The organism is Rhizobium mesoamericanum STM3625 (assembly GCF_000312665.1).
In the GTDB taxonomy this organism is placed as follows: domain Bacteria; phylum Pseudomonadota; class Alphaproteobacteria; order Rhizobiales; family Rhizobiaceae; genus Rhizobium; species Rhizobium mesoamericanum.
The window spans coordinates 2,923,904-2,949,996 of record NZ_HF536772.1; the positions used below are offsets into that span (position 1 = coordinate 2,923,904).

Below are 26,093 nucleotides of genomic sequence, written 5' to 3' on the forward strand. Positions count from 1 at the left end.
CAACAATGAACGATTTTGTGCTCGATCGAACCAGTATACCGGGTGTCGTCCTGGCAGGAGGACGCTCCTCGCGCATGGGCCGCGACAAAGCTTCGGTGCTGCTCAACGGCCGCACCCTGCTCGAGCGCGTCGTCGAGCAGCTTGAGCCGCAGGTAAATACCCTCGCCGTCAACGCCGACGCAACGCCGGAGAATTGCCGGCATTCGTTCATTCCTGATATAGTTCCCGGCAAAGCGGGACCGATGGCCGGCATCCATGCCGCGATGGCCTACGGCGCGACGCTCGGGGGGGTGACTCACGTGGTCACGGTTTCTGTCGACAGTCCATTCTTTCCTGGCGACCTCGTCGATTGGCTTGCTGCCGCTATCGATGCCCCCGATAAGATCGCTATTGCCTCCTCGGAGGGCCGCAGCCATCCGGTGTTCGGCCTATGGCCCGTCCTTCTTGCCGATGAGCTGGCATCCTGGATCGTTACCGACGAAAGACGCCGTGTTCTGGACTTTCTCTTACGGCATGACGTAACGGAAGTTGCCTTTCCTCTGCGCCCGACCCGGGCGAGCCTCCTCGATCCGTTTTTCAACGTCAACACGCCCGACGACCTCGCCGAGGCGGAACGCTGGCTCAAGGTACTGGTATGATCGACAAACCGAAGGTCTTTGGCATTGCAGGCTGGAAGAACTCCGGCAAGACTGGCTTGGCCGTCCGGCTTGTCGAGGAATTCACCAGCCGCGGCTACAGCATTTCCACGATCAAACACGCCCATCATGATTTCGACATCGACAAGGTCGGTGCCGACAGCTACCGCCATCGGCAGGCCGGAGCCCACGAGGTCACCATCGTTTCCGGGACGCGCTACGCCATCATGCACGAGTTGCGCGGCGCCGCTGAGCCGACGTTCGACGAAATCCTTGGCCGCATTGCGCCATGTGACCTCGTCTTGATCGAGGGCTATAAGCGCGAGCCGATCCCGAAGATAGAGGCACGGCGACTCTTATCTACCAACCGGGAACCTCTCGCCCCCACAGATCCCTTCATCGTGGCCATCGCAGCCGATCACCCCGTTGCCGAAGGCTTTCTACCGGTGTTCAATCTCGATGATACCCAGGCGATCGCAGACTTCATTTCAGGAATAGTGCAACTGCCTGCGAAATAGAAAGCTTCTTGCGAGGGAGCAATGACCTACTGCTCCAAAAAACAGCAGCGCTTGCAGCGTCGATCCGACGAAGCGCAAACCATGGTCGCAGCATCGCCCGGCCTCGTGCAGGCGGGACGATTCTACTCAACCGACAATCTTGACCTCATCGACTGGACGTTTGTCGACGAGCGCCTCGCCAAGGACGGCGTCTTCGGCTTTCGAACGGTGCCGGCAATGCGGATCGAAGACATCCGTGAAAGGCTCGGAGGGACTACAAGGTGGACATGTAAAACGTCTGCAAAGCCTCGGGCAGCACCGCAACGCAGCAGCATGCACCTCAATTCTGAATGATGACGTCCCGGCTGGCCTAACACGCCTCGACCTGCCGCCCGGAGCGGGAGACGCGGCTATTCAACGCATTCAAGCCTGCATGGCGGAACACGGAATCGCGCCGTTTTCCGGCGCTCTGCTTGCCGGCAAGATCGTCCCCGCGGTCACACTTGCCCTCGTTGATGCCTACGGCGATATCGTCGCGACGGCCCATGCCAATATTCCTCTCAATGGCCACAGCAAGCATCGAGGCACCACCTGGGTCGGCCTTATTGCTGTCGCAGCGCAACAGCGTGGAAACGGGCTTGGTCGCCTTATCAATGCCCTCGCCGTCGGAGCGGCCTTCGAAACGCTTTGCGCGCACGAAGTGGTCGTGTTCGTGCACGCTGACAATACAGTCTCACGCCGGATGATCGAGGCCTGCGGTCTGCGCCTCGATCCAGCGATCCTTTGCGGCCTTGCAACACCGATTGTCGACACTCGCTTTACGATTTAGTGCGTCGGCCGCACACCGAACGCAGAAAGCCGCCGGTCTCCCGGCGGCTTCGGTCATTCTCATCTGATTATCGGCTGGCGGAGGCGACCGGGCGAACCAGCGCCGTCACGCGGCGGATGGTGACGCGACGGTTTTCCTGGTTTGGCCCCTGTGTGTTGACCTTTAGATACCGCTCACCGTAGCCCTGCGTTGCCAGGTTTTCGGGCGGGATGCCGTAAACATCGGTCATGACGTTCGCCACGGATTCCGCACGCTGGTCCGACAGGACAAGGTTGCTCTGGTCTGAGCCGACAGCATCGGTGTGACCCTCGATCAGGAAGGTTTCCGACGGATCCTTGCGCAGCACCTCGTTGATTGCGTCGGCAACCTTGCGCAGGCTACGCGCCTGGCTCATCGGGATTTCGGCACTCCCTGTCGCGAAGGTGATCGTATCGAGGTCGATACGGCGAACCTTGTCGCGGATACGTGACGAATACCTCACCTCGTCGAGCGAATAGACCCGCTCCACCGGCTCCACCGGCGGTTCGCTGAGGAACTCGTAATAGTCCCGGTTGTCATCGCTGCTCGTGTCCATGATGTAGTCATCGAGCGGAATGCGAAGGCGCATCGGTGGCAGGTCCCGACCCGGATCCTCGAAGTAGCCGCGGTCCGGATCTTCATAAAGGTCAGGCGAATAGTAGAGCACGGACTCGCGTCCCCTGTTGTCTATCCGCGATCGCTGAATGATGTCGCCATAACGGTTACGGATCGTCACGATCTGATAACCGTCACGGTCGATCGTCTCGCGGTAACGGTCCCTCGACAGTTGCTCGTAGGTCGGCCGTTCGCCGTCACGTAGGAAGCGCCGATCGTCATCACTGCGCACGATCGTCTGGTTGTTGATCTGGATGATCACGCGATTGTCGTCGCCATGCTCAGCGATACGCGCGCCTTCCGGCGGCTCGAATTGCGGACGTCTGTCGAGACGCTGACCCTGTTCGCGGGTGGCGGCTTCGATCTGGATCGGTGCAACATTGGCGCCTTTGGTAATGATCTGAGCGTCGGCATCGGACTTTGGAACACGGAAATTCTGCTCCTGCCCGCGTTGCCTGTCGCGGTCACGGCGGGACTGGATGCCACCGAAGCGATCGGCGTCCTTGTCGCTGTCGAGAACGGCAGCACCGTTTTCAACGGGAAGAACGACGGTTTCAGTGCTCTTGCTGGGGTCCGCGGCAATTGCCTTGCGCCGCTCGAGCTCCTTGGGCGTGACCTTCTCAGGAGCGGGGATGGCCTGTTCGGCCTCGCCCGTTACCGGCTGACCGGTCGGCTGTGCCGGAACTTGTCCACCCTGCTGCTGGACAGGCGCTTGCTCGCCCGGCTGTAATGCCGGCACCTGTTTGCCTTGCTGCTGGATAGGCTGCGTGCCTTGGGGCTGGGCCTCCATCGCCGGCTGCTGAGCGGGAACGGGCGTCTTTTCGGCCGCCGGGGCCTCCTGCGGTTTCTGAGCCTTTTCAGGCGCGGGCGCCTCCTGAGGAGCAGGGGCCTGCGGTTCCTCCTGTTGCTGAGCGGACTTCTTACGGGGCTTCACCGGCTGTTCGATGCCGTCCGTCGCCTGCTGCTTGCCTTTAGACTGCGGTTGAGACTGCTCCTGTTGCGGCGCGGCCTGCTCCGTCTGAGGCTGCGGGGCCGCCTGCTCGGTCTGAGGCTGCGGCGCGGCCTCCTCCTGCGATGGCTGCTTGTCGCGTTTGCGACGCGGCTTTTCCTGGTTATCGGCAGGCTGCTGATCTTGTGCCGGAGCTACCTGATCCTGCGGCACTGCAGGCGCTGCCTGCTCGGCAGCGGACTGCCGTTTCTTGCGCGGCTTTTCGGCTGGAACCTCTTCCTGCAGCTGCTGAGACTGCTGCTCGATGGCAGGCTCATGCTGCTTACGAGGCTTTTCGGCAGGGGCTTGCTGTTGTTCGGGCTGCGCCTCGGCCGCCGGCTCACGCTGCTTGCGGGGCTTTTCGGCAGGGGCTTGCTGTTGTTCGGGCTGCGCCTCGGCCGCCGGCTCACGCTGCTTGCGAGGCTTTTCTGCAGGGGCTTCCTGCTGCTGTTGCGGTTGTGCGGCAGGTGCTTCCTGCTTGGGCGGCTTCTCCTGAGCCGCTGGCGGCTGTTGCTCGCCGCCGCCATCCTTCTTATGGCGCTTCTTTAGAAGCTCCTCCTCGGCGGTGGCATCCTGCGCCACCTCGAAGCTGCCCGCGACTGCTTGCGGAGCTGTGCGCATCTCGCCAACGTTGGCAACTGCAGCGAAGGAATGCACTGGTGGGACTAGGAGCGACAGCGACAATAGTGGAAAGGCGGCACTGGCAAACAATCTGGATTTCATTCCCATAGGGGTCCTCGTTGACTTTATGTTCTTGAGACGCGGTCGCGGTCACGTCCAATTCTGGGGCACCCACCCACGGCGAAAACCGTAGGAGGACTGCATTTGTTCCACGAGTCTTAGGAACTGGACTATTAACCCGGTATGAATGTGGCAGTGCGGCATTGTTCATCTTCGCCATAGTTGACCGCTCGCCGCACCCCTGCGATTCCAGTTGCAATTCCGAAAAAAAAGGATTGAGTATCGCGCCAAGGCCGTGCCCTGCACCGCCCTGCTCCGCCGCCGTCCAAAAGAAGAACACGAGCGGCAGCACCAACAGAGAGGACTAACATGCGTATCTCCACCCGTATTCTTGCCGCTGCTTCCGTCGCCGCGATGTCTCTTTTCGCTGGCGCCGCCATGGCTGATGGCGAGAAGTATGTCATCGGCACAGACTCGACCTATCCGCCCTTCGAATACGTTGATGCCAGCGGCCAGTTCCTCGGCTTCGACATGGACATAGCCCGCGCGCTCTGTGCTGAGATGAAGGCCGATTGCACCATCGTCAGCAGCGACTGGGATGGCATCATTCCCGCACTGCAGGCCAAGAAGTTCGACATGATCATCTCGTCCATGTCGATCACGCCTGAGCGCTCGAAGCTCGTCGACTTCACCAACAAGTACTACAACACCCCGCCGGCGATCGCCGTCCCGAAGGATTCGACCGTCACCGACGTTGCCGGCCTGAAGGGCAAGACGATCGGCGCACAGACCTCCACCACCCACGCAAACTACGCTGAAAAGCACCTGCCCGATACCGAGCTGAAGCTCTACCCGACGGCAGACGAGTACAAGCTCGACATCGCGAATGGCCGCGTTGATGCCGTCATCGATGACATCGTCGTTCTGTCGCAGTGGGTCAAGTCGGATGCCGGCGCATGCTGCAAGATCCTGACGCCGCTCCCGGTCGACAAGGAAATCAACGGTGTTGGTGCAGGCATTGCCGTCCGCAAGGGCGACGACGCGTTGCGCGAAAAACTGAACAAGGCGATTGCCGCGATCCGCACCAGCGGAGAATACAAGAAGATCCAGGACAAGTACTTCGACTTCGACGTTTACGGCGAATAAGAAAAGCTGCGGGTCGCCCAGAAAGGAATGGCGGAAGGCTTGCTCTTCCGCCATTTTTGTTTGAAAAGAATGGAAAGATCAAAGCGGTACAAACCGCGAGGGGAAAACTGGCATGAGCGGATTATTTTCCGCGCTAGGCTCATTCTGGGCTTGGATTGGTAATATCTTCGATCCGCTTTGCGGACCTGCAGGACTCTTCACCTGGTTCGCCTCTTCGACGATCCTGGCCTGTGGCGATACCGGTTGGGGTGATGAGATTGCCGCCGGCCTGAAGGTCACTGTTGCGGTCGCGCTGGTTACCCTGCCAATCGGTCTGATCATCGGCTTTCTGGTGGCGCTCGGCCAGCAATCGGAAGAGAAGTCGGTCCGCCTTGCCGCCGGTATTTACACCACCATCTTTCGCGGCCTGCCGGAACTGCTGACGCTGTTCATCATCTATTACGGCATGCAAATCCTCATTCAGTCGGTTCTCGCCTCCTTCGGGTACGACGGCCGCGTCGAGATCAACGCGTTCTTCGCGGGCGTGATCGCCCTTTCCGTCGTATTCTCCGCCTATTGCTCCGAGGTTCTCCTGTCGGCTTTCCGTGCCATTCCGAAGGGCCAGTACGAGGCGGGAGACGCGCTGGGCTTTCATCGCGGCCGTACCCTGCGTCTGATCGTGTTGCCGCAACTCGTGCGCATCGCCCTTCCCGGCCTGGTAAACCTCTGGATGATCCTGCTCAAGGATACGTCATACGTCTCGATTATCGGCCTTGCCGATATTTTGCGACAGACAGGTGTGGCCGTTAAGGTCACCAAACAGGCATTTCTCTTCTATACTGTCGCCTGTGCTCTTTATCTCGGCCTTGCTGTCATCTCCTCCTTCGGACTGAGTTACATCGAGCGATGGGCCAAGCGGTCGGAGATCAGCCGATGAGCCACGCCCAAACCCTCATTCCTGCGCAACCGGCGCCGAAGCAAGCCCACAAGCCGATCACGGCCACGCGCATCACCGGCTACGCCGTCATAGGCCTCTGGATCGTCCTTGCAGCCGCGCTGATCGCAATGGTCATCAGCGGCTGGGATCCGGAGAAGTTCACTCGCTACGGTCCTCGCTATTTGCATGGCTTGTACACGACGATTGCACTGGTCGTGATTTCGGTATTCTTCGGCGGGATCCTGTCGTTGCCGCTGGCCTTTGCCCGGATGTCCAAGAACAGGTTCATCAATGGCATCGCCTACTGCTACGTCTATGTGTTCCGCGGCACGCCGCTGCTGGCCCAGCTCTTTCTCATTTATTATGGTCTTGGCAGCTTCCGACTGCAGTTGGAAGCGATCGGTCTGTGGTGGTTCTTCCGCGATGCCTGGTTTTGCGGCCTGTTTGCGCTGACGATCAATACGGCCGCCTATCAGGCGGAAATCCTGCGTGGCGCCATCCAGAGTGTTCCACGCGGCCAGCACGAAGCGGCCGCCTCGCTCGGGATTCATAAAATCGTCGCTTTCCGCAAGATCATCCTATCGCAGGCGCTGATCGTGGCCTTGCGACCCTACGGCAATGAGATCATCCTGCTGATCAAGGGCTCGGCGGTTGTCGCGATCATTACCGTTCTCGACCTGATGGGTGAAACACGCTACGCCTTCTCCCGCACCTTCGACTACCAGACCTACCTTTGGGCAGCGATCTTCTATCTCAGCATGGTCGAAGCACTGCGCCACCTCTGGGCCTGGATTGAACGCAGGCTCACCCGCCACCTAAAGCGTTGACGATCTAGCAGCACTCACCAATGAGAGCTGCTAACGATTTGAAATCATAAAACAAATCCATAAACCGCTGGCAATCTGTCAAGCTTCGGTTAAGCATATGATGGTTCCATTTCCAACATCGCTAAGCGATCATTTGGAACCAGAAGCGAGACGACGATGCACAAGGATATGGAAAGGCAGCTTCAGGGCTACGGTCTCACGACAGCCCAGATCATCTACCGAATGCCGGATCACCAAGCGATCCTTCAGACCTACATCTGGCAGGACTATGACCTTGCTCCTGATTTTCCCGAGATGCGCAGCTTCCTGAAATTTTGGCAGGAAAAGCTGGATGGGCCGCTCCATTCGGTGCGCTACATCCATCGCAAACTCATCTCGGCCACGGAATGGCGCGCGCTGAAAGGCGAGTTGATCTTACACTGAGCGCGCAAGGGCAAGCCGGTCAGACGTGCGCTTCTCCCCGGACGAATTCTCCTTCGTCCCTCTCGTGGTGCAGCGCGCCATACAGAATGCCGATGTAGCCTGCGGCGACGATACAAAGAACAGCCCACCCTGGTATTGGGCCAAGCGCCGCATTGTCGACGACGTAGGACCACGAATGCGCCTGCATCAGCGGACTGCCTTCGGTTTGCAGCTTGGGCGTCGTGATCTTTAGGCACCATGCCAGAAGCAGGATCAGGTACATCCAGCAATAGTTACGGCGCAGTCGACGCTGAACGGCTCCAAGATAGCTGACCAGGAATTGCGGCTTGCGCAAGCTCCTGGCAATCGCACACGCCCAGTCACCCTTGAAATCACCATTCGGCGCAAGAATCTGTGCGAAGTACCCTCGTTCCAGCTTGCGCACGCGCGCTCGATAGATGTCGAAGAACCGATAGCGGCGTGCTTCTATGTGCAGCATCAGGGTCACTACCATCATGCCGAAGAGCAGCACGCCGTGATGCGATGTAGGGGTTGAGAGAGATACGGAAAGTAATGCGGCCGAGACTGTGATCGCCCAATTCGACGTTCGGTCGAGGCGATCACGCCAGCTGATCATGCGGCTAAGTTCGCCGCGGTAATAGTGGCTTAGCGTATTGATGGTTTCACCCGGGCTCGACGGAAGGGCCAACGAGCTTTCGGGCTCACTGTCAAAGCTTGGTTTGCTGATTTCGGCGACCATGGCATTTCCTCCATTTTGTTTTTATCCGTAAGAGGAAACTTATATTGCGCCTCGAATGTCACCATTGCAAAAGACATTCAGTCGCCGTAGACGCTGGGCTACAATAAAAATGGTGGTGAATTGCTATGGCCAAGAAGATCGACGAAGCCGCACTCGCGGAAGCCTATGACCGGGCGCTTGCCCTTGAGAAGGCAGGTGACGTCGACGCTGCCGTAAAGGCCTATGAAGAGGTTCTAGCCATCGACCCCGATGATCACGGCGGCGCGGCCGTCAGGATCGCCTCCATGGGACGCGGCGAGACGCCGACCAAGGCGCCGGATGCCTATGTCGAGACCTTGTTCGACCAGCACGCTGAAGTCTTCGAGGACGTTTTGGTGGAGCAACTCGGCTACCACGTGCCGATGACGGTGCGCCAACGCCTGCAGGAGCTCAAGCTTGGCCCCTTCAAGCGCATGCTCGACCTCGGCTGCGGTACCGGCCTCACCGGCAGCGCGCTCAGCGATCTCTGTGAAGACATGACCGGCATTGATATCTCCGAAAACATGGTCGAGATCGCCCACGATAAGGATCTCTACGAAACGCTCTTCGTCGCCGAAGTCGAAGACTTTCTCGATGACAATGACGAGGATCCCTTCGACCTCATCACGGCAACGGACGTCCTGCCCTATCTCGGCGCACTGGAACCGCTGTTTTTCGGTGCGGCGGAAAACCTCAAGCCCGGTGGTCTCTTCATCTTCTCGTCGGAGGAATTGCCCGAGAATTCTTTGAATAGCCAACCCTACATGGTCGGCCCTCACCAGCGCTTTCTCCATTCTGCGGCTTATATTCGCGAAAGGCTTGCAGCGACGGGTTTCGAGCTCCTCGAAATGAAGGAGATCAACGTCCGCATGCAGGAAGGCCATCCGAGCCCAGGCCATCTGGTGATCGCGCGCCTTGGCTAATACTTAGCCAATTGCGCAACTTTCCATTGCCAGCAGATCCATTATTTGATACTTAGCCAATCACGCAAGTTTAAAGCAACGTGAAAAGCTGGCCCCATGTCGCTCTTCCTCCATAGTCATCCGCTTGCATCCTTCTGCCACAAGGTCCTGATCGCCCTTTACGAGAACACGACGCCGTTCCAATCCGTTCATGTCGACCTGGGAAACGAGGCTTCCAGAGCTGCGTTCTTCCGTATCTCGCCGCTCGGCAAGATGCCGGTGCTGCGCGACGAAGCGCGTGGCCGAACGATCCCCGAGACGACAATTATCATCGAGTATCTCGATCGGTACTATCCGGCGACAACGCCCCTAATCCCTGACGACTTCGACAAAGCGCTCGACGTCAGGCTCTGGGATCGGTTCTTCGACCTTTACGTTCAGGAACCGATGCAGCAGATCGTCGGTGAACGTCTGCGCGGCGGTGGCAATCCAGCGCGCGTGGCCGAGGCCGAGGCAGCGCTACGCAAAGCCTACGCCATGATCGAACGGCAGCTTGGCGGACACGCATGGATTACGGGAGATGGCTTCACCATGGCCGATTGCGCAGCCGCTCCTGCCCTCTTCTACGCCGAGACACTGGTTCCGTTCGCGGACCAACCGAAGCTGCAGAGTTACTATGACAGGCTCCTTTCGCGCCCTTCCTTCGCGCGGGTTCTCGAGGAGGCGCGGCCATACTTCAAGCTCTACCCCTACCGCGAGCGGTTGCCGGCCCGCTTCCGGCCGGATGAAGCGGCCGGATGATGCACGACTCTGCCGCCCTCGATCGGATGTTCCAGGCGCTGTCTGACCGCAGCAGGCGCGGCATGGTCGATCGTCTCGGCCATGGGCCTGCCTCGGTATCCGAGCTCGCCGAGCCTCTGACGATGGCGCTTCCTACGGTCATGAAGCACCTAGCGGTTCTTGAAAAAAGCGGTCTCGTCCACTCGGAAAAGAGCGGCCGTGTGCGCACCTACCACCTGCGAAAAGACGCCCTGGAGCAACTGGATCACTGGCTTGCCGCACACAAGACGGGCTGGAACAAGGCCTTCGACCACCTGGAACGGTTCCTGGCAGACGAACAATCGGAGTGAGGACGCAAATGACGAAATATTCCGCCATGCATGAAACCTTCTCGATCGAGCGAAAGATCCGAGCGTCGGCCTCACGCGTTTTTGCGGCCTGGGCCAATCCGCAAGCCAAGCGCCAGTGGTTTGCCTGCCACGACGAGTGGGTGTCCCTCGACTATAATCTCGACTTCCGCGTCGGCGGCGAGGAGCGGAACCGCGTCGCCGACAGCAACGGCGTTCTGCACGCCTACCAGGCGCGCTATCTCGATATCGTGCCGGAAGCCCGCATCATCTATGCCTACGACATGAAGCTCGGCGAAATACGCATTTCAGCATCGCTCGCGACGGTCACCTTCGAGGCGGCGCCGTCAGGAGCAACCATGCTCTTCACCGAGCAGGTCGTTTTCCTTGACGGCTACAAGGACGGCGGTTCGCGCCGACAAGGGACCGAAATTCTGGTCGATCGCATCCAGGCCTTCGTCGAGCGCGAAGGCAACATCGCCCACTGAGCGCCACCAGGCTTTCATGCTAGATTGCCGTTCCAGCAATCCACCACCCCGAGCAAAACGGCCATGGCAGCAGGAAACAAATCATCCCAGGCGGGCGCCTCCCAGAAACGGCGGCACAAATACAATCCCAAGCGCGACCCGAAACCACAGATCTTGGCCCAGGCCAACCGCACCGTTTTACGGATGGCTTGCGTGGTGACGGTTGCTTTTCTCGTCTTAGTTGCCGTTCAGGCACTGTGGTAGCGGTCGCTATTGCAGGGCCTTGCGCGTCAGCCGCCCGGCTTGCGCGCGCTGATGGCAAAACGGTGCTGGATGCCGCGCGTGAGCGCCTTCAGATAGTTCCAGTGCTTTGCCTGGGTCTTGTGGATTTCGCGCAGGTTCGTATCGATCGTCATCCCTTGGAAGCCAGCATCGCCAAGCATGCTTGCGACCAACTCTGCCCGTGCCCCATTCGAAAAGTGAACGCGCGAAACGATGTCGTTGTGATTTTTCATAAGCTCGGGCGGCGCATGCTTGGGATCAGTTTTAAGCAGGCCGGCTCTCTCCATGCCCCTCGCTAGTGCTTTCAGCATGCGTTCCGTCCGGCTAACATTCACGAAATCCCCGTCAACGATCAGGATCGTGCCGCCTGGTTTCAGAACGCGCACCCATTCGGCGAAAGCCGCTTCGGGATCCACGAGCGTCCACACGAGATGGCGGGTTATGATGACGTCGTAAGTGTCATCGGGCTCCATGGTGTGTTCGACATCAGCCATTCGAAAAGAGATCAACCGCCCCCTCGCCTTTGCCTTAGCGCGCGCCTGATCCAGCATCGGCTCCGCCCAATCGAGTCCCGTGACTTTGAAGCCCAGATCGTCCATCAGGTGGGAAATCACGCCGGTGCCGCTGGCGAGGTCAAGCGCCAGCCTGCCATCTCCGGGGCCCAGATGCTTCAGAATCAATCGATGCCAGGCAACACGCTCCGGCTCCGAGAAAATTTCATGCCCGGGAGACAGATCGAACGTCGCCGCACGTGCGGACCAATACGCTTTGATCTCCTCGCGAAGCCCGTAATTGTGCCGGCCTGCTATTCCAGTTTCACTCATGCTCATGCCAATCCGTTGTTCCGGTTTGAAATCGTTCTAATAGATATAACTTGACTATTTAACTCAGAAAATAATAGACGACGAAAAGTTTTCCACGGGGGTATACTTTTCGATGCGACTTACAGGCAAAACCGCAGCGCTCGCAATGGGCTTTCTCGTCTACGCGGCCTTGCCCGCGCTCGCCGACAAGATCGCGGTCAAGGACGTGACCGGCCGCAGTGTCGTAGTGAACGTGCCCGTCGACCACATGATCCTCGGTGAAGGGCGGCAAATTTACTTCCTGGCCGTTCTCGACAAGGAGGCACCTTTCGAGCACGTCGTCGGCTGGCGTGACGACCTTCCCAAGGCCGATCCTGAATCGTATGCGGCCTATCTGGCAAGATATCCGGACATCGCCAAGCTTCCGACATTCGGTGGGATGAAGGACGGCACCTTCGATATCGAGCAGGCCGTAACCCTCAAGCCCGATGTGATTCTCATGAACGTGGACGCCAAGACGGCGACAGAGGAGGCCGGCTACATCGAAAAACTGGCCAAGGTCGGCATTCCGCTGGTCTACGTGGATTTCCGCGAGAAGCCGATGGAAAACACTGAGCAGAGCATGCGCATTATGGGCCAGCTGATGGGCAAGGAGGCTATCGCCGACGACTTCATCAAGTTTCGCGCCGACAGCATCAAGCGCGTCACCGATCTCCTCGAGAAGAACAATCCGCCTAGGCCCGTCGTCTTCGTCGAGCGCGCCGGCGGCTATTCCGACGATTGCTGCATGTCCTTCGGCGACGAGAATTTCGGCAAGATGGTGGAGATTTCAGGCGGTAAGAACATGGCCAAGGAAATCATCCCGGGCACCTTCGGCACCGTCAATCCCGAGCAGGTCATCGCCTCCAATCCGGACCAGATCATCATCACCGGTGGCAACTGGGACAAATATGTACCGGGCGGCGCCTGGGTCGGTGTTGGTTACGGCGCCGACCTCAAGGAAGCGCGCCGCAAGCTCGAAGCCCTGACGAAGCGTCCCGCCTTTACCGGCATCAAGGCCGTCGAAGAAAAGAACGTTCACGCCATCTGGCACCAGTTCTACAACAACCCCTATCAGTTCGTGGCAATCCAGGAGATCGCAAAGTGGCTGCATCCTGATCTCTTCGCCGATCTCGATCCCGAGGCGACATTCAAGGAGCTGCACGCCCGCTTCCTACCGCTGGCATACAAGCCCGGCTACTTCGTCTCTCTGAAGGACGAGTAATGAACGCGGCGCCCATCGACGGATCGCCAGAATTGCAAGGCGGGGCCGTGTATTCGGCTCCGCGCATCTAGATTAAGAGGCGTTTATGCGGCTTCCTACACTCAGACATGTCGCCACGTTTACCCTGGCCATCCTCGCCACGCCCGCCCTTTCTGCGCAAATCACGGATGTCACCGGCCGCACAGTCGAAATAGACCTGCCGGCCAAGCGAGTTATCGTTGGCGAAGCGCGTCAGATCCATGTGATCGCGGCGCTGAAAGGTGAACAGACATTCGACACGATCGTCGGCTGGCGTGACGATCTCATCAAAAAGGACCCCGACACCTACAAGGCTTACGCCGAGCATTTTCCTCAAATCGAGAAGCTGCCGCGTTTCGGCTATGTGCCACAGGGCGATTTCAGCCTCGAAACGGCAATCTCACTCGCACCGGACGTCATCACTCTCAATCTCGAGGCGGAAAGGTCCGCCAGGGAAAGCGGATTTGAGGAGAAGGCCGCAGCCACAGGCATCAACGTGGTCTATCTCGATTTCCGCATCGATCCCGATAAGAACAGCGAGGCTTCAATTGCGATCCTCGGGAGGCTCTTTGGCGCGGAGGAGCGCGCCAAGGAGTTCATCGCCTACCGCCGCGCCGAAATTGCGCGCGTGCGCGATAGGCTTGCAAGCGTGAAGGACCTCAGGCGCCCAAACGTCTTCATCGAACGCGCGCCCGGCATATCCGGCGAGACCACCTGCTGCCGTACCTTCGGCCCTGTCAATTTCGGCGCCATGATCGAACAGGCCGGCGGCCACAACGTCGGCGCCGACGTGAGCAAGACGACCTTCGGCGATCTCAATCCGGAACAGCTCGTCCTTGCCGATCCGGAGCACATCATCGTCACCGGATCCAACTGGGCGACGGAGTCGGACATCAATCAGTTCGTGCCCGTCGGGCGCGGAGCGGATATGACCCTCGCCAGGCGCAGGCTTGCAAATCTGATGACCCGCACGCCGTTTCCCGAACTCAAGGCTGTCAAAATGGGAAACGTCCACGCCGCATGGCATCAGTTCTACGGCGCGCCTTATGAGTTCTTCCCCATCCAGCAATTCGCCAAGTGGTTTCACCCGGAACTCTTTGCAGATCTCGATCCCGAAGAAAACTTCGCCGAATTCCACAAGCGGTTCCTGCCGGTGACCTACCAGCCGGGATATTTCATTTCTCTCGAAAAGGGTTCCAATTGATGGCTTCGTTCAGCCAGATCCAGGTCCAGGTCGAGGCGACGGGACGCGAACAATATCGCGCCCTCGCCTTTCGCCGTATCATGATCCTTGTCGGCCTGACCGCAGCGCTCTTGTTCAGCATCGCGGCCGATATGGCGCTTGGTCCCGCCAACTACGCGCTGTCGGACGTCCTTTCCGCGCTCTTTGATCCCGCCGCGGCCGCCAACCAGCTTCGCGTCGTTATCTGGGACCTCCGCATGCCGATTGCCTTGATGGCGGTGACCGTCGGCGCTTCGCTTTCGGTTGCCGGCGCGCAGATGCAGACGATCCTTTCGAACCCGCTGGCGAGCCCCTTCACGCTCGGCATTTCCGCCGCTGCCAGCTTCGGCGCCGCCCTGGCGCTGGTCGGCGGCGTTGCGATCTTTCCGGGTGCAATCGAATATATGGTGCCGCTCAATGCCTTCCTGATGGCGATGGCAGCAGCGCTCTTCATTCATTTCGCCTCGACAATGCGTGGCGTCAGCGTCGAAACGATCGTTCTTCTCGGAATTGCCCTCGTCTTCACCTTCAACGCAGCGCTGTCGCTTTTGGAATACCTGGCCTCCGAGCAAGCTTTGGCAGCCGTTGTCTTCTGGACGATGGGCAGTCTGACCAAGGCGACTTGGGTGAAGGTCTACTTTACCGCCGCCGTGCTCTTTGTCACCGTCCCGCTCTTCATGCGGCAGGCCTGGGCGCTGACGGCTCTGCGCCTCGGTGACGACAAGGCCGCCAGCCTCGGTATCAACGTCCGCCGGCTGCGTCTGCACACAATGATGATCGTCAGCCTCCTGGCTGCGATCCCCGTGTCATTCGTGGGCACCATCGGCTTCGTCGGGCTAGTCGGCCCGCACATCGCCCGCATGGTCGTTGGCGAGGACCAGCGTTTCTTTCTGCCAGGTTCCGTCATATGCGGCGCACTTCTCCTGTCGGTGACATCCGTGGTCAGCAAGAGCCTGATCCCCGGCGCGGTCCTGCCGATCGGCGTCATCACGGCGCTTGTCGGCGTGCCCTTCTTCTTCGTCCTGATCTTCAGCAACCGGAGGCGCTCATGGTAGCCCTAGCTCTCGCAGATGTCGGTGCTTCCTACGGACGCACGCCCGTTCTTTCGAACGTGAGTATCGAGGCCCTGAAAGGCGGCAGCGTCACGGCCATCATCGGCCCCAACGCGGCCGGCAAATCCACGCTGTTCAAACGGATCGCAGCCCTGGTGAACGGTCCGGGACTGGTCCACCTTTCAGATACCGATCGCGGATCGGGCACGATCTGCTACATGCCACAAGATACCAGTGCCAATGCCGTTCTGACCGTCTACGAGTCAATCCTCCTGTCAGCCAAGCAAGGCAGCGGCTGGCGTGTCGGCGACCACGAGCTCGACGGGATCGATGAAATCCTGAAGGCTCTTCGCATCGAAAACCTGGCTTTCCGCGGCCTTGGTCAACTTTCCGGCGGCCAGCGCCAGCTTGTGTCTCTCGCGCAGGCGTTGGTACGCAGGCCCGAGGTGTTGCTGATGGACGAGCCGACCTCCGCGCTCGACCTCCACAGACAGATCGAGGTGCTGAGTTTCATCGCCGACCTCGCCCGGCGCAACGGAATGATCGTGCTCATCGCGCTTCATGACCTCAATCATGCGCTACGCTATTGCGAGAACACGATTGTCATCGCCAATGGCGTAATGGCGGCGAGCGGACCGACTTCAGACGTCATTACCGACGCCATGCTGCGTGACATCTACAAGATCAACGCCCGCATAGAAAACTGCTCGCTTGGTACACCGATGGTGATTGTCGACGGCGCGATCTGAAATCGCGTCGTCGACAATCACAACCGGGCAATTCAATGAGCGGTATCTGTCCCCAGGATTGCCGCCAAAAGCCGCCCTTGGAGCTCGGCGAGCGCGGGATTGCCGTGTCGACGCGGGTGCGGATAGGGGATCGCCAGATCAAGCGCAACGCGCCCCTCTTCCAGCACGATCACACGATCGGCAAGATGCACCGCCTCGCCGACGTCGTGGGTCACGAGCACGGCCGTAAAGCCGAGCTCCCGCCAGACACGGTTGAGCAATTCCTGCATGCTGATCCGCGTCAATGCGTCGAGTGCGCCCAATGGTTCGTCGAGCGCCAGCACGCCGGGCTTGCTTACAAGGGCCCGCGCCAGTGCAACACGCTGTCGCTGCCCGCCCGAGAGACGCGCGGGCCATTCGGCCGCTTTTTCGGCAAGCTGCACCTCTCCAAGTGCGGTCGCGGCCTCCCTGAGTGCGACGCCTTTATCGACACCATCGCCTAGCCCGACCGCCACATTTTCGGCGACACTCAACCAGGGGAGCAGGCGAGGCTCCTGAAACACGATCCTGGCATTCGCTTCCCCATCAGCGCCATCGGCGTTCTCGAAATGCAGTTCTCCGCTCGTCGGCTCATCGAGGCCCATCAGAATGCGCAGCAGCGTACTCTTGCCGCAGCCGCTCTTGCCGATGACGGCAACGAACTGCCCGGCCGGAATGTGGAGATTGATGCCGCGCAGCACACGATTTCCGCCGAAACTCTTCTCCAGTCCCCTCAGCGTGATCGCCGTAGCGCCGCTGCCGGCTGGGGTCGGGCGATCGGCACCGTATTCGAGCTCGTCTGAGGTTCCATGAAAACGCTCTTGCGCAATGATGGTCATGCCGCCCCTCCTACTTCTGATAAACCGGGTTCCATTTGAGGGCCCGGCGTTCGAGGGCACGGGCGACGACATCGGCAAGCTTTCCGAGGATAGCGTAGATAACCAGCGCCAGCACGACGATGTCGGTCATCATGAACTCGCGAGCATTGTTCGCCATGTGGCCGATGCCGGAGGAAGCAGCGATCGATTCCGACACGATCAAGGTCAGCCACATGATGCCGAGCGCGTAGCGCAGGCCGACGAAGATGGACGGCAGCGCGCCGGGGAAGATCACCTTCCTGAACAATGTCCAGCTTCCCATGCCATAGACGCGGCCCATTTCGATCAGGTCACGATCGACGTTGCGAACGCCATGATAGGTATTCAGATATATGGGAAAGAGCACGCCGAGGGCGGTCAGGAACAACTTCGAACCTTCGCCGATCCCGAACCAGAGGATGACCAGCGGAATCATCGCGAGATGCGGGATTGTACGAAGCATCTGCAGCGTCGTGTCCGTTAGTTGTTCTGAGATTTTCGAGACACCGTTGGCGATCCCCAAGAGGAAACCGATCGAGCCGCCAACCAAGAGACCGGCGAAGGCGCGACCGGCGCTGACGAGGATATCGTGCGGCAACTGTCCTGTGACGGTCGTCGACCAGAATGCAACGCCTACATCGGCGGGCGACGGCATGATGCGCGAGGAGATCCAGCCGGCTGAAGAGGCCAGCTGCCAGGCCACAATAATTGCCACCGGCACGAGGAAGGGCAACAGCCTGTCCCGTCCTGGAAGCGACACGCGCTGCCTCCCGTTGCGTTCGACGCGCTCGGTCAGTGTCCGCTCAATGGGCGTATCGAAAGTCGACATGAAGGGTCCTCGCTTCTGCTTGCTTCACCCAGCCTCCGAGGAGCTTGGTGCCGGTGCGGTCGATGACGAAGCGCCGCCCGATAGCGGACGGCGCCAATTGGCAGATCAAGAGCCGGAGACGACTTTCAGGTTTCCGCCATGGCTGCCGCCGCCGAAAACCTGATGTTTTCCAAAATCAGTCTGGAAGCCGTGTCGCTGCTCCTTGCGCGTGATCCCGAGTTCCGGGAACAAAAGCTCAGCGACGCGATAGGCCTCCTCAAGATGAGGATAGCCGGATCCGATGACGGTATCGATGCCGACGTCCTGATATTCACGCAGCCGCGCGGCGACCGTCTTCGGCGAGCCGACCAGTGCCGTCCCTGCCCCAGCCCGCACCAGCCCGACCCCGGCCCACAGATTTGGCGACACTTCCAGCTTGTCGCGCCGACCGCCGTGCAATGCAGCCATGCGCTTCTGGCCGACGGAATCGGATTCGTTCACGAAACGCTCCTGCGCCTCGCGGATCGTCTCATCGTCGAGCTTCGAGATCAGGCGATCTGCCGCTGCCCATGCCTCCTCATCAGTTTCGCGGACGATGAAGTGCAGGCGAATGCCGAAGCTGACTTCGCGTCCCTTTTTTGCTGCGGCAGCGCGTACCTTTTGAACCTTTTCGGCAACTTGAGCCGGTGGCTCGCCCCAGGTCAGATATTTGTCGACACGCCCGACCGAGAAGTCGATGCCGGCATCCGAGGAACCACCGAAGTAAAGCGGCGGCCGCGGGTTCTGGACGGAAGGAAAACCAAGCCTGGCGTTTGTCGCCTTGATGTACTTGCCGTCATAGCTCGCGACCCCCTTCTCCAGTAGCTCTTCGAAGACCGTGAAGAACTCGTCGGCATGGGCATAGCGTTCGTCATGCGCGAGATGAATGCCGTCGCCGGCAAGTTCCGCCGGACTGCCGCCGACGACGATGTTGAGCAGCAGGCGCCCGTTCGAAATACGGTCCAGCGTCGTTGTCAAACGCGCGTAATATGCCGGCGATGCCGTGCCGGGGCGAATAGCCACCAGGAACTGCAGCCTCTCGGTCTTGGCGGCAAGTGCTGCTGCCGTCACGAAGGATTCTTCGCAGGCAACGCCTGTCGGCAACAACACGCCGGAGTAGCCGAGGCGATCAGCTGCCTGGGCGATCTGCGTGAGATAGCCGATCTCAGGCGCGCGCGTCTGCTCGTTCGAACCGAGATAGGCGCCATCTCCGGAAGTCGGGATGAACCAGAGGAAATTGATAGGGTCGTGTTTGCCGGTCATGGATGTGATGCCTTCTGGTCTGAATGGAAATCAGCTTGCCTTGGCGCGCCAGATGATGTCGCCGGTGTGCAGCTGCTTCGGAACAATGCCGAGCTTGTAGAACTCATCGGCCAGCCCCTGCTGGTAGGCCGCAGCCGCATCCGTGATGCCGGATACGCTGCCAAGATCGGTGCCAGCGCGCGTCAGTGTCACGCGTGTAATCTCCGGCGGCACGCCGGTGATCTCGGAGAGCTCCTTGATTGTCTGATCGAGATTGCTCTGAGCAGATCGCCCGACCTGCTTAAGCTCATCGAGCACATCAGTGATGACCTGGCCGTTTGCGTCGGTGAACTCGGCATTGGCGAGGAAGAAGCTGTAGGAGTCGACAATGCCTTCAGCCGTCGTCAGAACCCGCGTTTCCGGATCGGCTTCTGCAATGGCAAGATATGGGTCCCAAATCGACCAGGCATCGATGCTGCCATTCTTGAAGGCTGCCGCCGCGTCCGCCGGACTGAGATCCACGCCCTCAATGTCTTGCGGTGTCAGGCCCACCTTGCGCAGGACCTTGACCGTGACATTATGGGCGCTCGACCCGCGCTTGAACGCAACCTTCTTGCCCTTCAGACCTTCGAGCGTCTGGATCGGCGAATCCTTTCTGACGAGGATTGCCGAGCCTGCCGGGCTGCCCCGATAGAGCCCCACATAGTAGAGGTGACCGCCGGCCGCCTGGGCAAATAGCGGAGGCACGTCGCCCGTCGCGCCGAAGTCGAGGGCACCAGCGCCGAGCGCTTCCAGCAGAGGCGGGCCGGAGGTGAATTCCTCCCAGCTGACGGTAATGCCTCTGTCGGCCAGCCGCTTTTCGAGCGCGCCACGGCGCTTGGCAAGGGCCAGAACGCCGTTCTTCTGCCAGCCGATCCGAAATTCGCTCGCCGCTGCGCGCGCACCGTTGATGCCGGGCAACAATGCCGTGGCCGCCGCGGCGCCGAAAAGTCCCAGTGTTTGACGTCGTGAAATCATGGTCGTTCCCTCGTTGAGAGTGGGCCCAGTCTCGGCGCTCCAGCGTTTCGATATGCCAATCTTGATAAACTCCATGAATTCGATCGACATTTATATTTATTATCTTTTGCCGCTCGCGGGATTATCCGAACCAGCTTTCCCCGCTTTCGAGGAAAATTTTTCCGTCTCGATGTTGCCGGCGCCCTGACGGCTTTTCGCGCGAGTTGCTTTCGGCTAATCCTCATGCCCTGCATTCAGAAAGGAATAAGCATATGGCAAAAGTCGCATTCATCGGTCTCGGCGTGATGGGATTTCCCATGGCGGGCCATCTCAAGGTGAAAGGCGGCCATGACGTCACGGTCTACAACCGGACCGCATCAAAGGCGGTTGCATGGGCGGAGAAGTTCGGCGGCAAATCGGCCCCAACGCCTGCGGATGCTGCCAAGAGTGCAGATTTCGTCTTTACCTGCGTTGGCAACGACGATGACCTCCGCTCGGTGACAACGGGAAAGAACGGCGTTTTTGAAACGATGAAGCCCGGAGCGATCCTCGTCGACAACACGACCGCTAGCGCCGAAGTTGCCCGCGAGCTTGATGCCGCAGCCAAAGGCAAGGGCTGTGGTTTCATCGATGCCCCGGTATCTGGCGGACAGGCAGGCGCCGAGAACGGCGTGCTGACGGTCATGTGCGGCGGTGACGAGACCACCTTCGACAAGACAAAGCCGGTCATCGATGCCTACGCCCGCATGGTCGGCCTCATGGGACCGGCGGGCGCCGGACAACTGACCAAGATGATCAACCAGATCTGCATCGCCGGCGTCGTCCAGGGTCTTGCCGAAGGCATTCATTTCGGAAAGCGCGCTGGCCTGGACATCGAGAAGGTTGTCGAAGTTATCTCCAAAGGAGCTGCCGGCTCGTGGCAGATGGAGAACCGGCATAAGACCATGAACGAGGGAAGATACGATTTCGGCTTCGCCATCGACTGGATGCGCAAGGATCTCGGAATCGTACTCAGCGAGGCGCGCCGCAACGGTGCGAAACTGCCGGTGACAGCCTTGGTCGATCAATTCTATGGCGATGTCCAGACCATGGGCGGCAACCGCTGGGATACGTCCTCACTTTTGGCTCGACTGGAGAAATGATCAGCCCTTCCTCTAGCGCTGCGGAACTGATCGCACATCTCATGACGCTGCGCTCGGAGGAAAGCATTTCCGGCATGGCCCGTTTCGGTATCGCCACCGAAACCGCGCTCGGTATCTCCAATCCGGATCTCCAGAAGATCGCCCGGATCGTGAAGCGGAACCATGGCCGCGCCCTTGAGCTTTGGCAGAGCGGCATCCGCGAAGGCCGCTTACTCGCTCTCTATACGGCGGAGCCCAACGAGCTTACGGCCGAAATCGCACGAGCCTGGGCCTGCGATTTCAACTCATGGGAAATCGTCGATTGCGCAGCAGACCTCTATGTCGAAGCACGCATCGAAACGCTCATTCCCGAATTTGCATCCGACGAGCGGGAATTCGTCCGGCGGACGGCCTTCGCAATGATTGCCGGCGCGGCCGTCCACCTGAAGAACGAGCCGGACGAGACATTCCTGGGCACGCTTGCGCTTATCGCAACCCATGCCGAGGATCCGCGCAATTTCGTGCGCAAGGCTGTGACCTGGGCACTGAGAAACATCGGAAAACGGAGTCTCCACTGCCATACCGCAGCACTGGAGCTCGCCAAGAAACTTTCGGCATCGGATGATCAGACCGCACGTAGGATCGGCAAGGATGCCGTCCGGGAACTGACGAGCGAACGGGTGCTCGCCAGGCTGGAGCGGAAGTCGGCTGTCAGGTGATCGGGGTATCCGCGCATCGAAAAAGACAGCGGGCGGACGATGCTTCGCCCGCTGCCTCGCATGTCAACTACTTCTGAATGCAGGTCTTGACGGTATCCTTGGTGCATTCGTCCAGACCGGTGAAGACGGGATCTGGAACCTTCTTTCCTGCGATCAGGTCCATCATGACGGTTGGCGCCTTGTAGCCCATTTCGAACGGCCGCTGACCGACAAGAGCGGTCACCAGACCTTCCTTGGCGATTGCGACTTCATCGCCGATCGTGTCGGCGGCACCGATCACGAACTCGTTCTTGGAAATCTTCTTAGCCATTGGCTTGAACAGGTCGCGATAGGGTTGCGGTGCGCCAAACAGTGGCCAGCCCCCCATGATGCCGAAAGCATCAAGGTCCGGATTGGCCTGGAGAATGTCGGTCATGGCTTGCACGCCCTTGGCGCCGTCGTCGTTCGTGAAGACCGGGCATCCGGCAACCTCCGTCCATCCACCCTCACCCTTCAGTGCTGTTAGGCCTTTCTTTCCAGTCAAGGTATCGCGCATCCCCTGAGCACGTCGCAGAATGTTGTCGGCCCCGGGGTTGCCTTCAATCGTGCAGATCTTGCCGCCTTTCGGCTTCGCCTTCTTGATGTACTCGCCGATGCGCGCACCCATCAGATAGTTATCGGTACCGAGATAGGTCTTGCGCAGAGCTGAATCCTCCGCCGCAAGGTCGGCGTCGAGGGTCATCACAGGAACCTTGGGGTTTGCCGTCTTCAGCGTCTGTGCGATCAGCTTGGCGTTCGACGGAGATATAGCGATTGCCGCCGTTTCGGCCTTGCCCAACACGTCCTGAACGATCTGCGCCTCGCCGGCCTCATCCGATGTCGATGCTGGGCCGGTATAGAAGCACTCGTACTCGGACTTGGCGTTTTCCTTGTTCCACTTTTGGCAACCTTGGTTGATCGCCTCGAAGAATGGGTTATCGAGGCCCTTCACGACGATAACAAGCTGCTTCTTGGCTGCAAGGGCCTGCCCGGCCGTCAGCGCCAGCACCGCGACTGTAAGCAATAATGCCTTCTTCATAGCTTCCTCCAATTGAAAATTGGCGGACGCCATCGCCCGCCACATGATCAACCCGGATACCAGACGATGCGAGGATCCTCCTCCGAACGCACATACCCCCAGGCCGAGTCGATTAGCATTTCCAGATCGTAGACGGGCCGCCACCCGAGCAGGTACTTCGCCTTGCTGTTGTCCATCCAATTCGAATGGAACTCGCTCGGTATGTCGACGCAGCCGATGCCGCGCGTGCGCGCAAGGTGGAGGGCAACCTCACCGTAGTCGACAGGTCGATCCATGCAAATGTTGAACAGCTGGCCTTTCGCCCGCGGATTGTCGAGCGCGGCAAGTATTGCGGAGACGAGATCGGCGACGTGCACGAAATTACGCTTCAAGGGGCGACCATCGGCGTCACGCAGCAACGGCACCGTCTGCTCCCGCGCATAGCGCACCGCGTCGCTTTCCGGAACGAGCGTCTTCCAGTCCGGGCCCCCGAAAACATCCTCTCCGAACGACAGCGTGAACTTGAAGTCATCCTTCTCCATGATCCAGGGCGCACGCAGGCAGCAGCCATTGATGCCATACTGGATCTGGAATTGCTCCAGCATCACCTCTTCAAGCACCTTCGACAGGGCATAGCAGCCAGGATAGGCCTGGTGCCGCGTCGCTTCGGTAATCGGTGTGGCGTGGCGATAGAAAAAATGCCCGACCGCGGCATCGCCCCCGACGAGAATGAACTGGCGCGCAGTGGCGCTGGTCCTGAAGCCTTCGAGAAGCCAGAACAGTCCCTTGACGGTGACATCCATTATGTCCTCAGGCGTCTCCTTGCATGTCGCAAGATGCACCACATGCGTGACGTCCGCGAGCGCGCTCGTAACCGCCCCGCGATCGCTGATCGAACCGCGCACCGCCTCGACGCGGTCGGTTTCTGGGCACAAGCGGTTATGACAAAGCGCGCGAATGCGCGCCTTCAAAAATCGGGGATCGTCGAGCAGCCCAGCAATGAAGTGCTGCCCGACCTTGCCCGTTGCACCGGTAACAAGGATCAGCATGCTCTCCTCCACGAACAGCTAATATACAGACACCACCGCGCGTCAATCGAATTGTACTATAAAACGAATAATTGTAACGGACACGGTAAATTAGCAGCATTCGATTGACGGTTTCGCGCGGTTCTGGATAAATGCTGAAAGCGCTCGCAGGGAGGAACTGGCGGGCGAAATTGCGGGTTCAAACACGGTCGCGGCTTTGGGAGGCAAGACAGCGGGTGGCAGTTCTCGAGCTCACCAACATTTCGAAACATTTCGGCGCCATACAGGCAGTCAACGACGTGTCGTTTTCGCTGGAAGCGGGAGAGGTCGTCGGGCTGATGGGCGACAACGGCGCCGGTAAATCGACGCTCGTGAAAATGATCGCCGGCAATTTCCGTCCAAGCCACGGAACGATGCGCCTGGACGACCAGGACCTCGTTCTGCATCGGCCGGTCGAAGCCCGACAACGGGGCATCGAGATCGTCCACCAGGACCTCGCGCTCTGCAACAATCTGACGGCGGCCGCCAATGTATTCCTCGGCCGGGAGATTCGCAGTGGTTTCGGCCCCCTGCGCATCCTCGACTACAAATCGATGTACAAGCGCGCCGGCGAAATCTTCAGGGAGCTGAAATCGGAGACTCGCCCACGAGATCTGGTAAAGCAGATGTCGGGTGGCCAACGCCAGGCAGTGGCGATCGCCCGTACCATGCTGGCGGAGGCGAAGCTCGTACTCATGGACGAGCCGACTGCCGCCATCTCCGTGCGCCAGGTTGCCGAGGTTCTTGCTCACATCCGTCAACTGCGCGATCGCGGTATCGCGGTCATTCTGATCAGCCACCGCATGCCTGACGTCTTCTCGGTTGCCGACCGCGTGATCGTTATGCGGCGCGGGCGCAAAGTCGCAGACAAGCCGATAGCGGCGAGTTCGCCGGAGGAAGTCACGGGTCTGATAACAGGCGCAATCGAACAGGTGTGATTAGCCACACGCAATAAAAGCGAAGGTCGACCATGGCAATAACCCTCGATCAGACGATAGCGCAGAAGCAGCGCAACTGGTTCTCGTCCATTTTCGCAAGTCAGACCTTTTGGGTGCTCGTTGCCGTCATCCTCGCCTGCATCTTCCTGTCCTTCGCCACGAGCTCCTTCGCCACCCCCACCAACCTTTACAACATTACCCGTAACGTCACCTTCGTCGCAATTATCGCGCTTGGCATGACGCTGGTCATCATCACCGGCGGAATCGATCTATCGGTCGGGTCAGTGCTTTGCCTCTGCAGCATGGTCCTTGCGATCACCATGCATGCCGGCTATGGCATCGGCACGGGCATTGCAGCCGCGATCGGCACAGCGCTAGCGGTCGGCGCCTTCAACGGCATTCTGATCGCCTACCTTGGATTCCCGCCCTTCGTCGTCACGCTCGGTATGCTGTCGATTGCCCGAAGCCTGGCGATGGTGGCCTCGAACAACACCGTCGTCTTCCAGTTCGGCCCCGATCACGACAAGCTGCTGGCGCTCGGCGGCGGTGCATGGTTCTTCGGCATCGCAAATCCAGTGCTTTACATGGCTGTGCTGGCATTGCTGACCGGCTTCGTTCTGCGCTGGACACGCTTCGGTCGCTACGTCTTCGCCATCGGTGGAAACGAACACGCAGCGACCCTGACTGGCGTGCCGGTCAGGAAGATCAAGGTCGCGGTCTACATGATTTCGGCTCTGTCGGCCGGCGTTGCCGGCATCATCCAGACGGGCTGGCTCGGAGCCGTCACGACGAACATCGGCGCCGGGATGGAACTGCAGGTCATCGCCGCAGCCGTCATCGGCGGCGCCAATCTCGCCGGCGGTGTCGGCACCGCCTTCGGGGCCCTTGTCGGCGCCGCCTTGATCGAGGTCATTCGCAACAGCCTTGGCCTTTTGGGCATCAATGCCTTTTGGCAGGGCACTTTTATCGGCGGCGCAATCGTTCTGGCGGTTCTGTTCGACCGGCTGAGAAACCTGCGGCAGAGCGAATAAGGC

General features: G+C 59.6%; 29 protein-coding genes. 20 read left to right on the forward strand and 9 right to left on the reverse strand.

Going from position 1 to position 26,093, the window contains the following annotated elements; all coding sequences use genetic code 11:
- Positions 1–5: 5 nt before the first annotated feature.
- The 4 genes from mobA (at position 6) to BN77_RS34805 (ending at position 1,961) form a co-directional block, all read left to right on the forward strand.
- A complete protein-coding gene (mobA, locus tag BN77_RS14375; RefSeq protein WP_007533040.1) occupies positions 6–638 on the forward strand; it encodes a molybdenum cofactor guanylyltransferase MobA in 633 nt (210 codons plus the stop codon).
- Complete coding sequence (gene mobB, locus BN77_RS14380) at positions 638–1,153, forward strand: molybdopterin-guanine dinucleotide biosynthesis protein B (protein WP_040677793.1); 516 nt, start codon at positions 638–640, stop codon at positions 1,151–1,153. The genes mobA and mobB overlap by 1 nt, the downstream gene beginning before the upstream one ends.
- Positions 1,154–1,174: 21 nt before the next feature.
- Positions 1,175–1,486, forward strand: coding sequence for a hypothetical protein (locus BN77_RS34800; protein ID WP_040677211.1), 312 nt, complete (start codon positions 1,175–1,177; stop codon positions 1,484–1,486).
- A 79-nt stretch (positions 1,487–1,565) separates the two neighbouring features.
- Positions 1,566–1,961: a GNAT family N-acetyltransferase gene (locus BN77_RS34805; protein WP_051177141.1), complete on the forward strand. Its 396-nt coding sequence runs from the start codon at positions 1,566–1,568 to the stop codon at positions 1,959–1,961.
- Positions 1,962–2,028: 67 nt separating this feature from the next.
- Here BN77_RS34805 and BN77_RS14395 read toward each other — a convergent pair whose 3' ends face one another.
- Positions 2,029–4,311 carry an OmpA family protein gene (locus BN77_RS14395; RefSeq protein WP_007533052.1) on the reverse strand — a complete coding sequence of 761 codons (2,283 nt, stop codon included), beginning with the start codon at positions 4,309–4,311 and terminating at the stop codon, positions 2,029–2,031.
- 321 nt (positions 4,312–4,632) lie between these two features.
- On the opposite strand from BN77_RS14395, the gene BN77_RS14400 reads away from it, so the two are divergent.
- From BN77_RS14400 to BN77_RS14415, 4 genes are all read left to right on the forward strand, one after another.
- Positions 4,633–5,409, forward strand: a complete 777-nt coding sequence (locus BN77_RS14400; protein WP_007533054.1) for an ABC transporter substrate-binding protein — start codon at positions 4,633–4,635, stop codon at positions 5,407–5,409.
- 112 nt (positions 5,410–5,521) lie between these two features.
- Complete coding sequence (locus BN77_RS14405) at positions 5,522–6,325, forward strand: ABC transporter permease (protein ID WP_007533056.1); 804 nt, start codon at positions 5,522–5,524, stop codon at positions 6,323–6,325.
- A complete protein-coding gene (locus BN77_RS14410; RefSeq protein ID WP_007533058.1) occupies positions 6,322–7,152 on the forward strand; it encodes an ABC transporter permease in 831 nt (276 codons plus the stop codon). Before BN77_RS14405 ends, BN77_RS14410 begins: the two co-directional genes overlap by 4 nt.
- A gap of 156 nt (positions 7,153–7,308) precedes the next feature.
- Positions 7,309–7,575 carry an usg protein gene (locus BN77_RS14415; RefSeq protein ID WP_007533061.1) on the forward strand — a complete coding sequence of 89 codons (267 nt, stop codon included), beginning with the start codon at positions 7,309–7,311 and terminating at the stop codon, positions 7,573–7,575.
- A gap of 19 nt (positions 7,576–7,594) precedes the next feature.
- Here BN77_RS14415 and BN77_RS14420 read toward each other — a convergent pair whose 3' ends face one another.
- On the reverse strand, positions 7,595–8,314 hold the full coding sequence (locus tag BN77_RS14420) for a DUF2270 domain-containing protein (protein ID WP_007533063.1): 720 nt from the start codon (positions 8,312–8,314) through the stop codon (positions 7,595–7,597).
- 125 nt (positions 8,315–8,439) lie between these two features.
- Here BN77_RS14420 and BN77_RS14425 point away from each other — a divergent pair, with 125 nt between their 5' ends.
- The 4 genes from BN77_RS14425 (at position 8,440) to BN77_RS14440 (ending at position 10,849) form a co-directional block, all read left to right on the forward strand.
- A complete protein-coding gene (locus tag BN77_RS14425; RefSeq protein ID WP_007533065.1) occupies positions 8,440–9,255 on the forward strand; it encodes a class I SAM-dependent methyltransferase in 816 nt (271 codons plus the stop codon).
- Positions 9,256–9,351: 96 nt separating this feature from the next.
- Positions 9,352–10,035 (forward strand): glutathione S-transferase family protein, encoded by a 684-nt coding sequence (locus BN77_RS14430; RefSeq protein WP_007533066.1) that lies wholly within the window; start codon positions 9,352–9,354, stop codon positions 10,033–10,035.
- Complete coding sequence (locus BN77_RS14435; RefSeq protein WP_007533067.1) at positions 10,032–10,364, forward strand: ArsR/SmtB family transcription factor; 333 nt, start codon at positions 10,032–10,034, stop codon at positions 10,362–10,364. Before BN77_RS14430 ends, BN77_RS14435 begins: the two co-directional genes overlap by 4 nt.
- An 8-nt stretch (positions 10,365–10,372) precedes the next feature.
- Positions 10,373–10,849 (forward strand): SRPBCC family protein, encoded by a 477-nt coding sequence (locus BN77_RS14440; protein ID WP_007533068.1) that lies wholly within the window; start codon positions 10,373–10,375, stop codon positions 10,847–10,849.
- Positions 10,850–11,118: 269 nt separating this feature from the next.
- Here the strand turns inward: BN77_RS14440 and BN77_RS14450 are convergent, their stop codons facing one another.
- The gene (locus BN77_RS14450) at positions 11,119–11,934 is read right to left on the reverse strand and encodes a class I SAM-dependent methyltransferase (RefSeq protein ID WP_007533070.1); all 816 of its coding nucleotides are present in this window, start codon (positions 11,932–11,934) and stop codon (positions 11,119–11,121) included.
- 112 nt (positions 11,935–12,046) lie between these two features.
- Here BN77_RS14450 and BN77_RS14455 point away from each other — a divergent pair, with 112 nt between their 5' ends.
- From BN77_RS14455 to BN77_RS14470, 4 genes are all read left to right on the forward strand, one after another.
- Positions 12,047–13,177, forward strand: coding sequence for an ABC transporter substrate-binding protein (locus BN77_RS14455; protein ID WP_007533071.1), 1,131 nt, complete (start codon positions 12,047–12,049; stop codon positions 13,175–13,177).
- 85 nt (positions 13,178–13,262) lie between these two features.
- On the forward strand, positions 13,263–14,399 hold the full coding sequence (locus tag BN77_RS14460; RefSeq protein WP_007533072.1) for an ABC transporter substrate-binding protein: 1,137 nt from the start codon (positions 13,263–13,265) through the stop codon (positions 14,397–14,399).
- On the forward strand, positions 14,399–15,472 hold the full coding sequence (locus tag BN77_RS14465) for a FecCD family ABC transporter permease (protein ID WP_007533073.1): 1,074 nt from the start codon (positions 14,399–14,401) through the stop codon (positions 15,470–15,472). The genes BN77_RS14460 and BN77_RS14465 overlap by 1 nt, the downstream gene beginning before the upstream one ends.
- Entirely contained in the window at positions 15,466–16,218 is a 753-nt protein-coding gene (locus BN77_RS14470; RefSeq protein ID WP_007533074.1) for an ABC transporter ATP-binding protein, read from the forward strand. Before BN77_RS14465 ends, BN77_RS14470 begins: the two co-directional genes overlap by 7 nt.
- A gap of 32 nt (positions 16,219–16,250) precedes the next feature.
- Here the strand turns inward: BN77_RS14470 and BN77_RS14475 are convergent, their stop codons facing one another.
- The 4 genes from BN77_RS14475 to BN77_RS14490 form a co-directional block, all read right to left on the reverse strand.
- Positions 16,251–17,075, reverse strand: coding sequence for an ABC transporter ATP-binding protein (locus BN77_RS14475; protein ID WP_007533075.1), 825 nt, complete (start codon positions 17,073–17,075; stop codon positions 16,251–16,253).
- 10 nt (positions 17,076–17,085) lie between these two features.
- A complete protein-coding gene (ssuC, locus tag BN77_RS14480) occupies positions 17,086–17,922 on the reverse strand; it encodes an aliphatic sulfonate ABC transporter permease SsuC (protein ID WP_007533076.1) in 837 nt (278 codons plus the stop codon).
- A 105-nt stretch (positions 17,923–18,027) separates the two neighbouring features.
- Positions 18,028–19,203: an FMNH2-dependent alkanesulfonate monooxygenase gene (gene ssuD, locus BN77_RS14485; RefSeq protein ID WP_007533077.1), complete on the reverse strand. Its 1,176-nt coding sequence runs from the start codon at positions 19,201–19,203 to the stop codon at positions 18,028–18,030.
- Positions 19,204–19,233: 30 nt separating this feature from the next.
- Positions 19,234–20,199, reverse strand: a complete 966-nt coding sequence (locus tag BN77_RS14490; RefSeq protein WP_040677796.1) for an aliphatic sulfonate ABC transporter substrate-binding protein — start codon at positions 20,197–20,199, stop codon at positions 19,234–19,236.
- 251 nt (positions 20,200–20,450) lie between these two features.
- On the opposite strand from BN77_RS14490, the gene BN77_RS14495 reads away from it, so the two are divergent.
- Together BN77_RS14495 and BN77_RS14500 are read left to right on the forward strand one after the other, a co-directional pair.
- Positions 20,451–21,320 carry an NAD(P)-dependent oxidoreductase gene (locus BN77_RS14495; protein ID WP_007533081.1) on the forward strand — a complete coding sequence of 290 codons (870 nt, stop codon included), beginning with the start codon at positions 20,451–20,453 and terminating at the stop codon, positions 21,318–21,320.
- A complete protein-coding gene (locus tag BN77_RS14500; protein ID WP_007533084.1) occupies positions 21,317–22,018 on the forward strand; it encodes a DNA alkylation repair protein in 702 nt (233 codons plus the stop codon). The genes BN77_RS14495 and BN77_RS14500 overlap by 4 nt, the downstream gene beginning before the upstream one ends.
- 67 nt (positions 22,019–22,085) lie before the next feature.
- Here the strand turns inward: BN77_RS14500 and BN77_RS14505 are convergent, their stop codons facing one another.
- Both BN77_RS14505 and BN77_RS14510 read right to left on the reverse strand, forming a co-directional pair.
- Positions 22,086–23,075, reverse strand: a complete 990-nt coding sequence (locus tag BN77_RS14505) for a sugar-binding protein (protein ID WP_007533089.1) — start codon at positions 23,073–23,075, stop codon at positions 22,086–22,088.
- 47 nt (positions 23,076–23,122) lie between these two features.
- Positions 23,123–24,103, reverse strand: a complete 981-nt coding sequence (locus tag BN77_RS14510) for an NAD-dependent epimerase/dehydratase family protein (protein ID WP_007533090.1) — start codon at positions 24,101–24,103, stop codon at positions 23,123–23,125.
- A 131-nt stretch (positions 24,104–24,234) separates the two neighbouring features.
- On the opposite strand from BN77_RS14510, the gene BN77_RS14515 reads away from it, so the two are divergent.
- Both BN77_RS14515 and BN77_RS14520 read left to right on the forward strand, forming a co-directional pair.
- Positions 24,235–25,059, forward strand: a complete 825-nt coding sequence (locus BN77_RS14515) for an ATP-binding cassette domain-containing protein (RefSeq protein ID WP_040677214.1) — start codon at positions 24,235–24,237, stop codon at positions 25,057–25,059.
- A 32-nt stretch (positions 25,060–25,091) separates the two neighbouring features.
- A complete protein-coding gene (locus tag BN77_RS14520) occupies positions 25,092–26,090 on the forward strand; it encodes an ABC transporter permease (RefSeq protein ID WP_007533092.1) in 999 nt (332 codons plus the stop codon).
- Positions 26,091–26,093: the final 3 nt, after the last annotated feature.

Excerpts from the sequence above, each read along its gene's own strand:
- mobA (WP_007533040.1), top strand. The coding sequence starts at position 6 with ATGAACGATTTTGTGCTCGATCGAACCAGTATACCGGGTGTCGTCCTG.
- BN77_RS34800 (WP_040677211.1), top strand. The coding sequence starts at position 1,175 with ATGACCTACTGCTCCAAAAAACAGCAGCGCTTGCAGCGTCGATCCGAC.
- BN77_RS34805 (WP_051177141.1), top strand. The coding sequence starts at position 1,566 with ATGGCGGAACACGGAATCGCGCCGTTTTCCGGCGCTCTGCTTGCCGGC.
- BN77_RS14395 (WP_007533052.1), bottom strand. The coding sequence starts at position 4,311 with ATGGGAATGAAATCCAGATTGTTTGCCAGTGCCGCCTTTCCACTATTG.
- BN77_RS14400 (WP_007533054.1), top strand. The coding sequence starts at position 4,633 with ATGCGTATCTCCACCCGTATTCTTGCCGCTGCTTCCGTCGCCGCGATG.
- BN77_RS14405 (WP_007533056.1), top strand. The coding sequence starts at position 5,522 with ATGAGCGGATTATTTTCCGCGCTAGGCTCATTCTGGGCTTGGATTGGT.
- BN77_RS14410 (WP_007533058.1), top strand. The coding sequence starts at position 6,322 with ATGAGCCACGCCCAAACCCTCATTCCTGCGCAACCGGCGCCGAAGCAA.
- BN77_RS14415 (WP_007533061.1), top strand. The coding sequence starts at position 7,309 with ATGCACAAGGATATGGAAAGGCAGCTTCAGGGCTACGGTCTCACGACA.
- BN77_RS14420 (WP_007533063.1), bottom strand. The coding sequence starts at position 8,314 with ATGGTCGCCGAAATCAGCAAACCAAGCTTTGACAGTGAGCCCGAAAGC.
- BN77_RS14425 (WP_007533065.1), top strand. The coding sequence starts at position 8,440 with ATGGCCAAGAAGATCGACGAAGCCGCACTCGCGGAAGCCTATGACCGG.
- BN77_RS14430 (WP_007533066.1), top strand. The coding sequence starts at position 9,352 with ATGTCGCTCTTCCTCCATAGTCATCCGCTTGCATCCTTCTGCCACAAG.
- BN77_RS14435 (WP_007533067.1), top strand. The coding sequence starts at position 10,032 with ATGATGCACGACTCTGCCGCCCTCGATCGGATGTTCCAGGCGCTGTCT.
- BN77_RS14440 (WP_007533068.1), top strand. The coding sequence starts at position 10,373 with ATGACGAAATATTCCGCCATGCATGAAACCTTCTCGATCGAGCGAAAG.
- BN77_RS14450 (WP_007533070.1), bottom strand. The coding sequence starts at position 11,934 with ATGAGTGAAACTGGAATAGCAGGCCGGCACAATTACGGGCTTCGCGAG.
- BN77_RS14455 (WP_007533071.1), top strand. The coding sequence starts at position 12,047 with ATGCGACTTACAGGCAAAACCGCAGCGCTCGCAATGGGCTTTCTCGTC.
- BN77_RS14460 (WP_007533072.1), top strand. The coding sequence starts at position 13,263 with ATGCGGCTTCCTACACTCAGACATGTCGCCACGTTTACCCTGGCCATC.
- BN77_RS14465 (WP_007533073.1), top strand. The coding sequence starts at position 14,399 with ATGGCTTCGTTCAGCCAGATCCAGGTCCAGGTCGAGGCGACGGGACGC.
- BN77_RS14470 (WP_007533074.1), top strand. The coding sequence starts at position 15,466 with ATGGTAGCCCTAGCTCTCGCAGATGTCGGTGCTTCCTACGGACGCACG.
- BN77_RS14475 (WP_007533075.1), bottom strand. The coding sequence starts at position 17,075 with ATGACCATCATTGCGCAAGAGCGTTTTCATGGAACCTCAGACGAGCTC.
- ssuC (WP_007533076.1), bottom strand. The coding sequence starts at position 17,922 with ATGTCGACTTTCGATACGCCCATTGAGCGGACACTGACCGAGCGCGTC.
- ssuD (WP_007533077.1), bottom strand. The coding sequence starts at position 19,203 with ATGACCGGCAAACACGACCCTATCAATTTCCTCTGGTTCATCCCGACT.
- BN77_RS14490 (WP_040677796.1), bottom strand. The coding sequence starts at position 20,199 with ATGATTTCACGACGTCAAACACTGGGACTTTTCGGCGCCGCGGCGGCC.
- BN77_RS14495 (WP_007533081.1), top strand. The coding sequence starts at position 20,451 with ATGGCAAAAGTCGCATTCATCGGTCTCGGCGTGATGGGATTTCCCATG.
- BN77_RS14500 (WP_007533084.1), top strand. The coding sequence starts at position 21,317 with ATGATCAGCCCTTCCTCTAGCGCTGCGGAACTGATCGCACATCTCATG.
- BN77_RS14505 (WP_007533089.1), bottom strand. The coding sequence starts at position 23,075 with ATGAAGAAGGCATTATTGCTTACAGTCGCGGTGCTGGCGCTGACGGCC.
- BN77_RS14510 (WP_007533090.1), bottom strand. The coding sequence starts at position 24,103 with ATGCTGATCCTTGTTACCGGTGCAACGGGCAAGGTCGGGCAGCACTTC.
- BN77_RS14515 (WP_040677214.1), top strand. The coding sequence starts at position 24,235 with ATGCTGAAAGCGCTCGCAGGGAGGAACTGGCGGGCGAAATTGCGGGTT.
- BN77_RS14520 (WP_007533092.1), top strand. The coding sequence starts at position 25,092 with ATGGCAATAACCCTCGATCAGACGATAGCGCAGAAGCAGCGCAACTGG.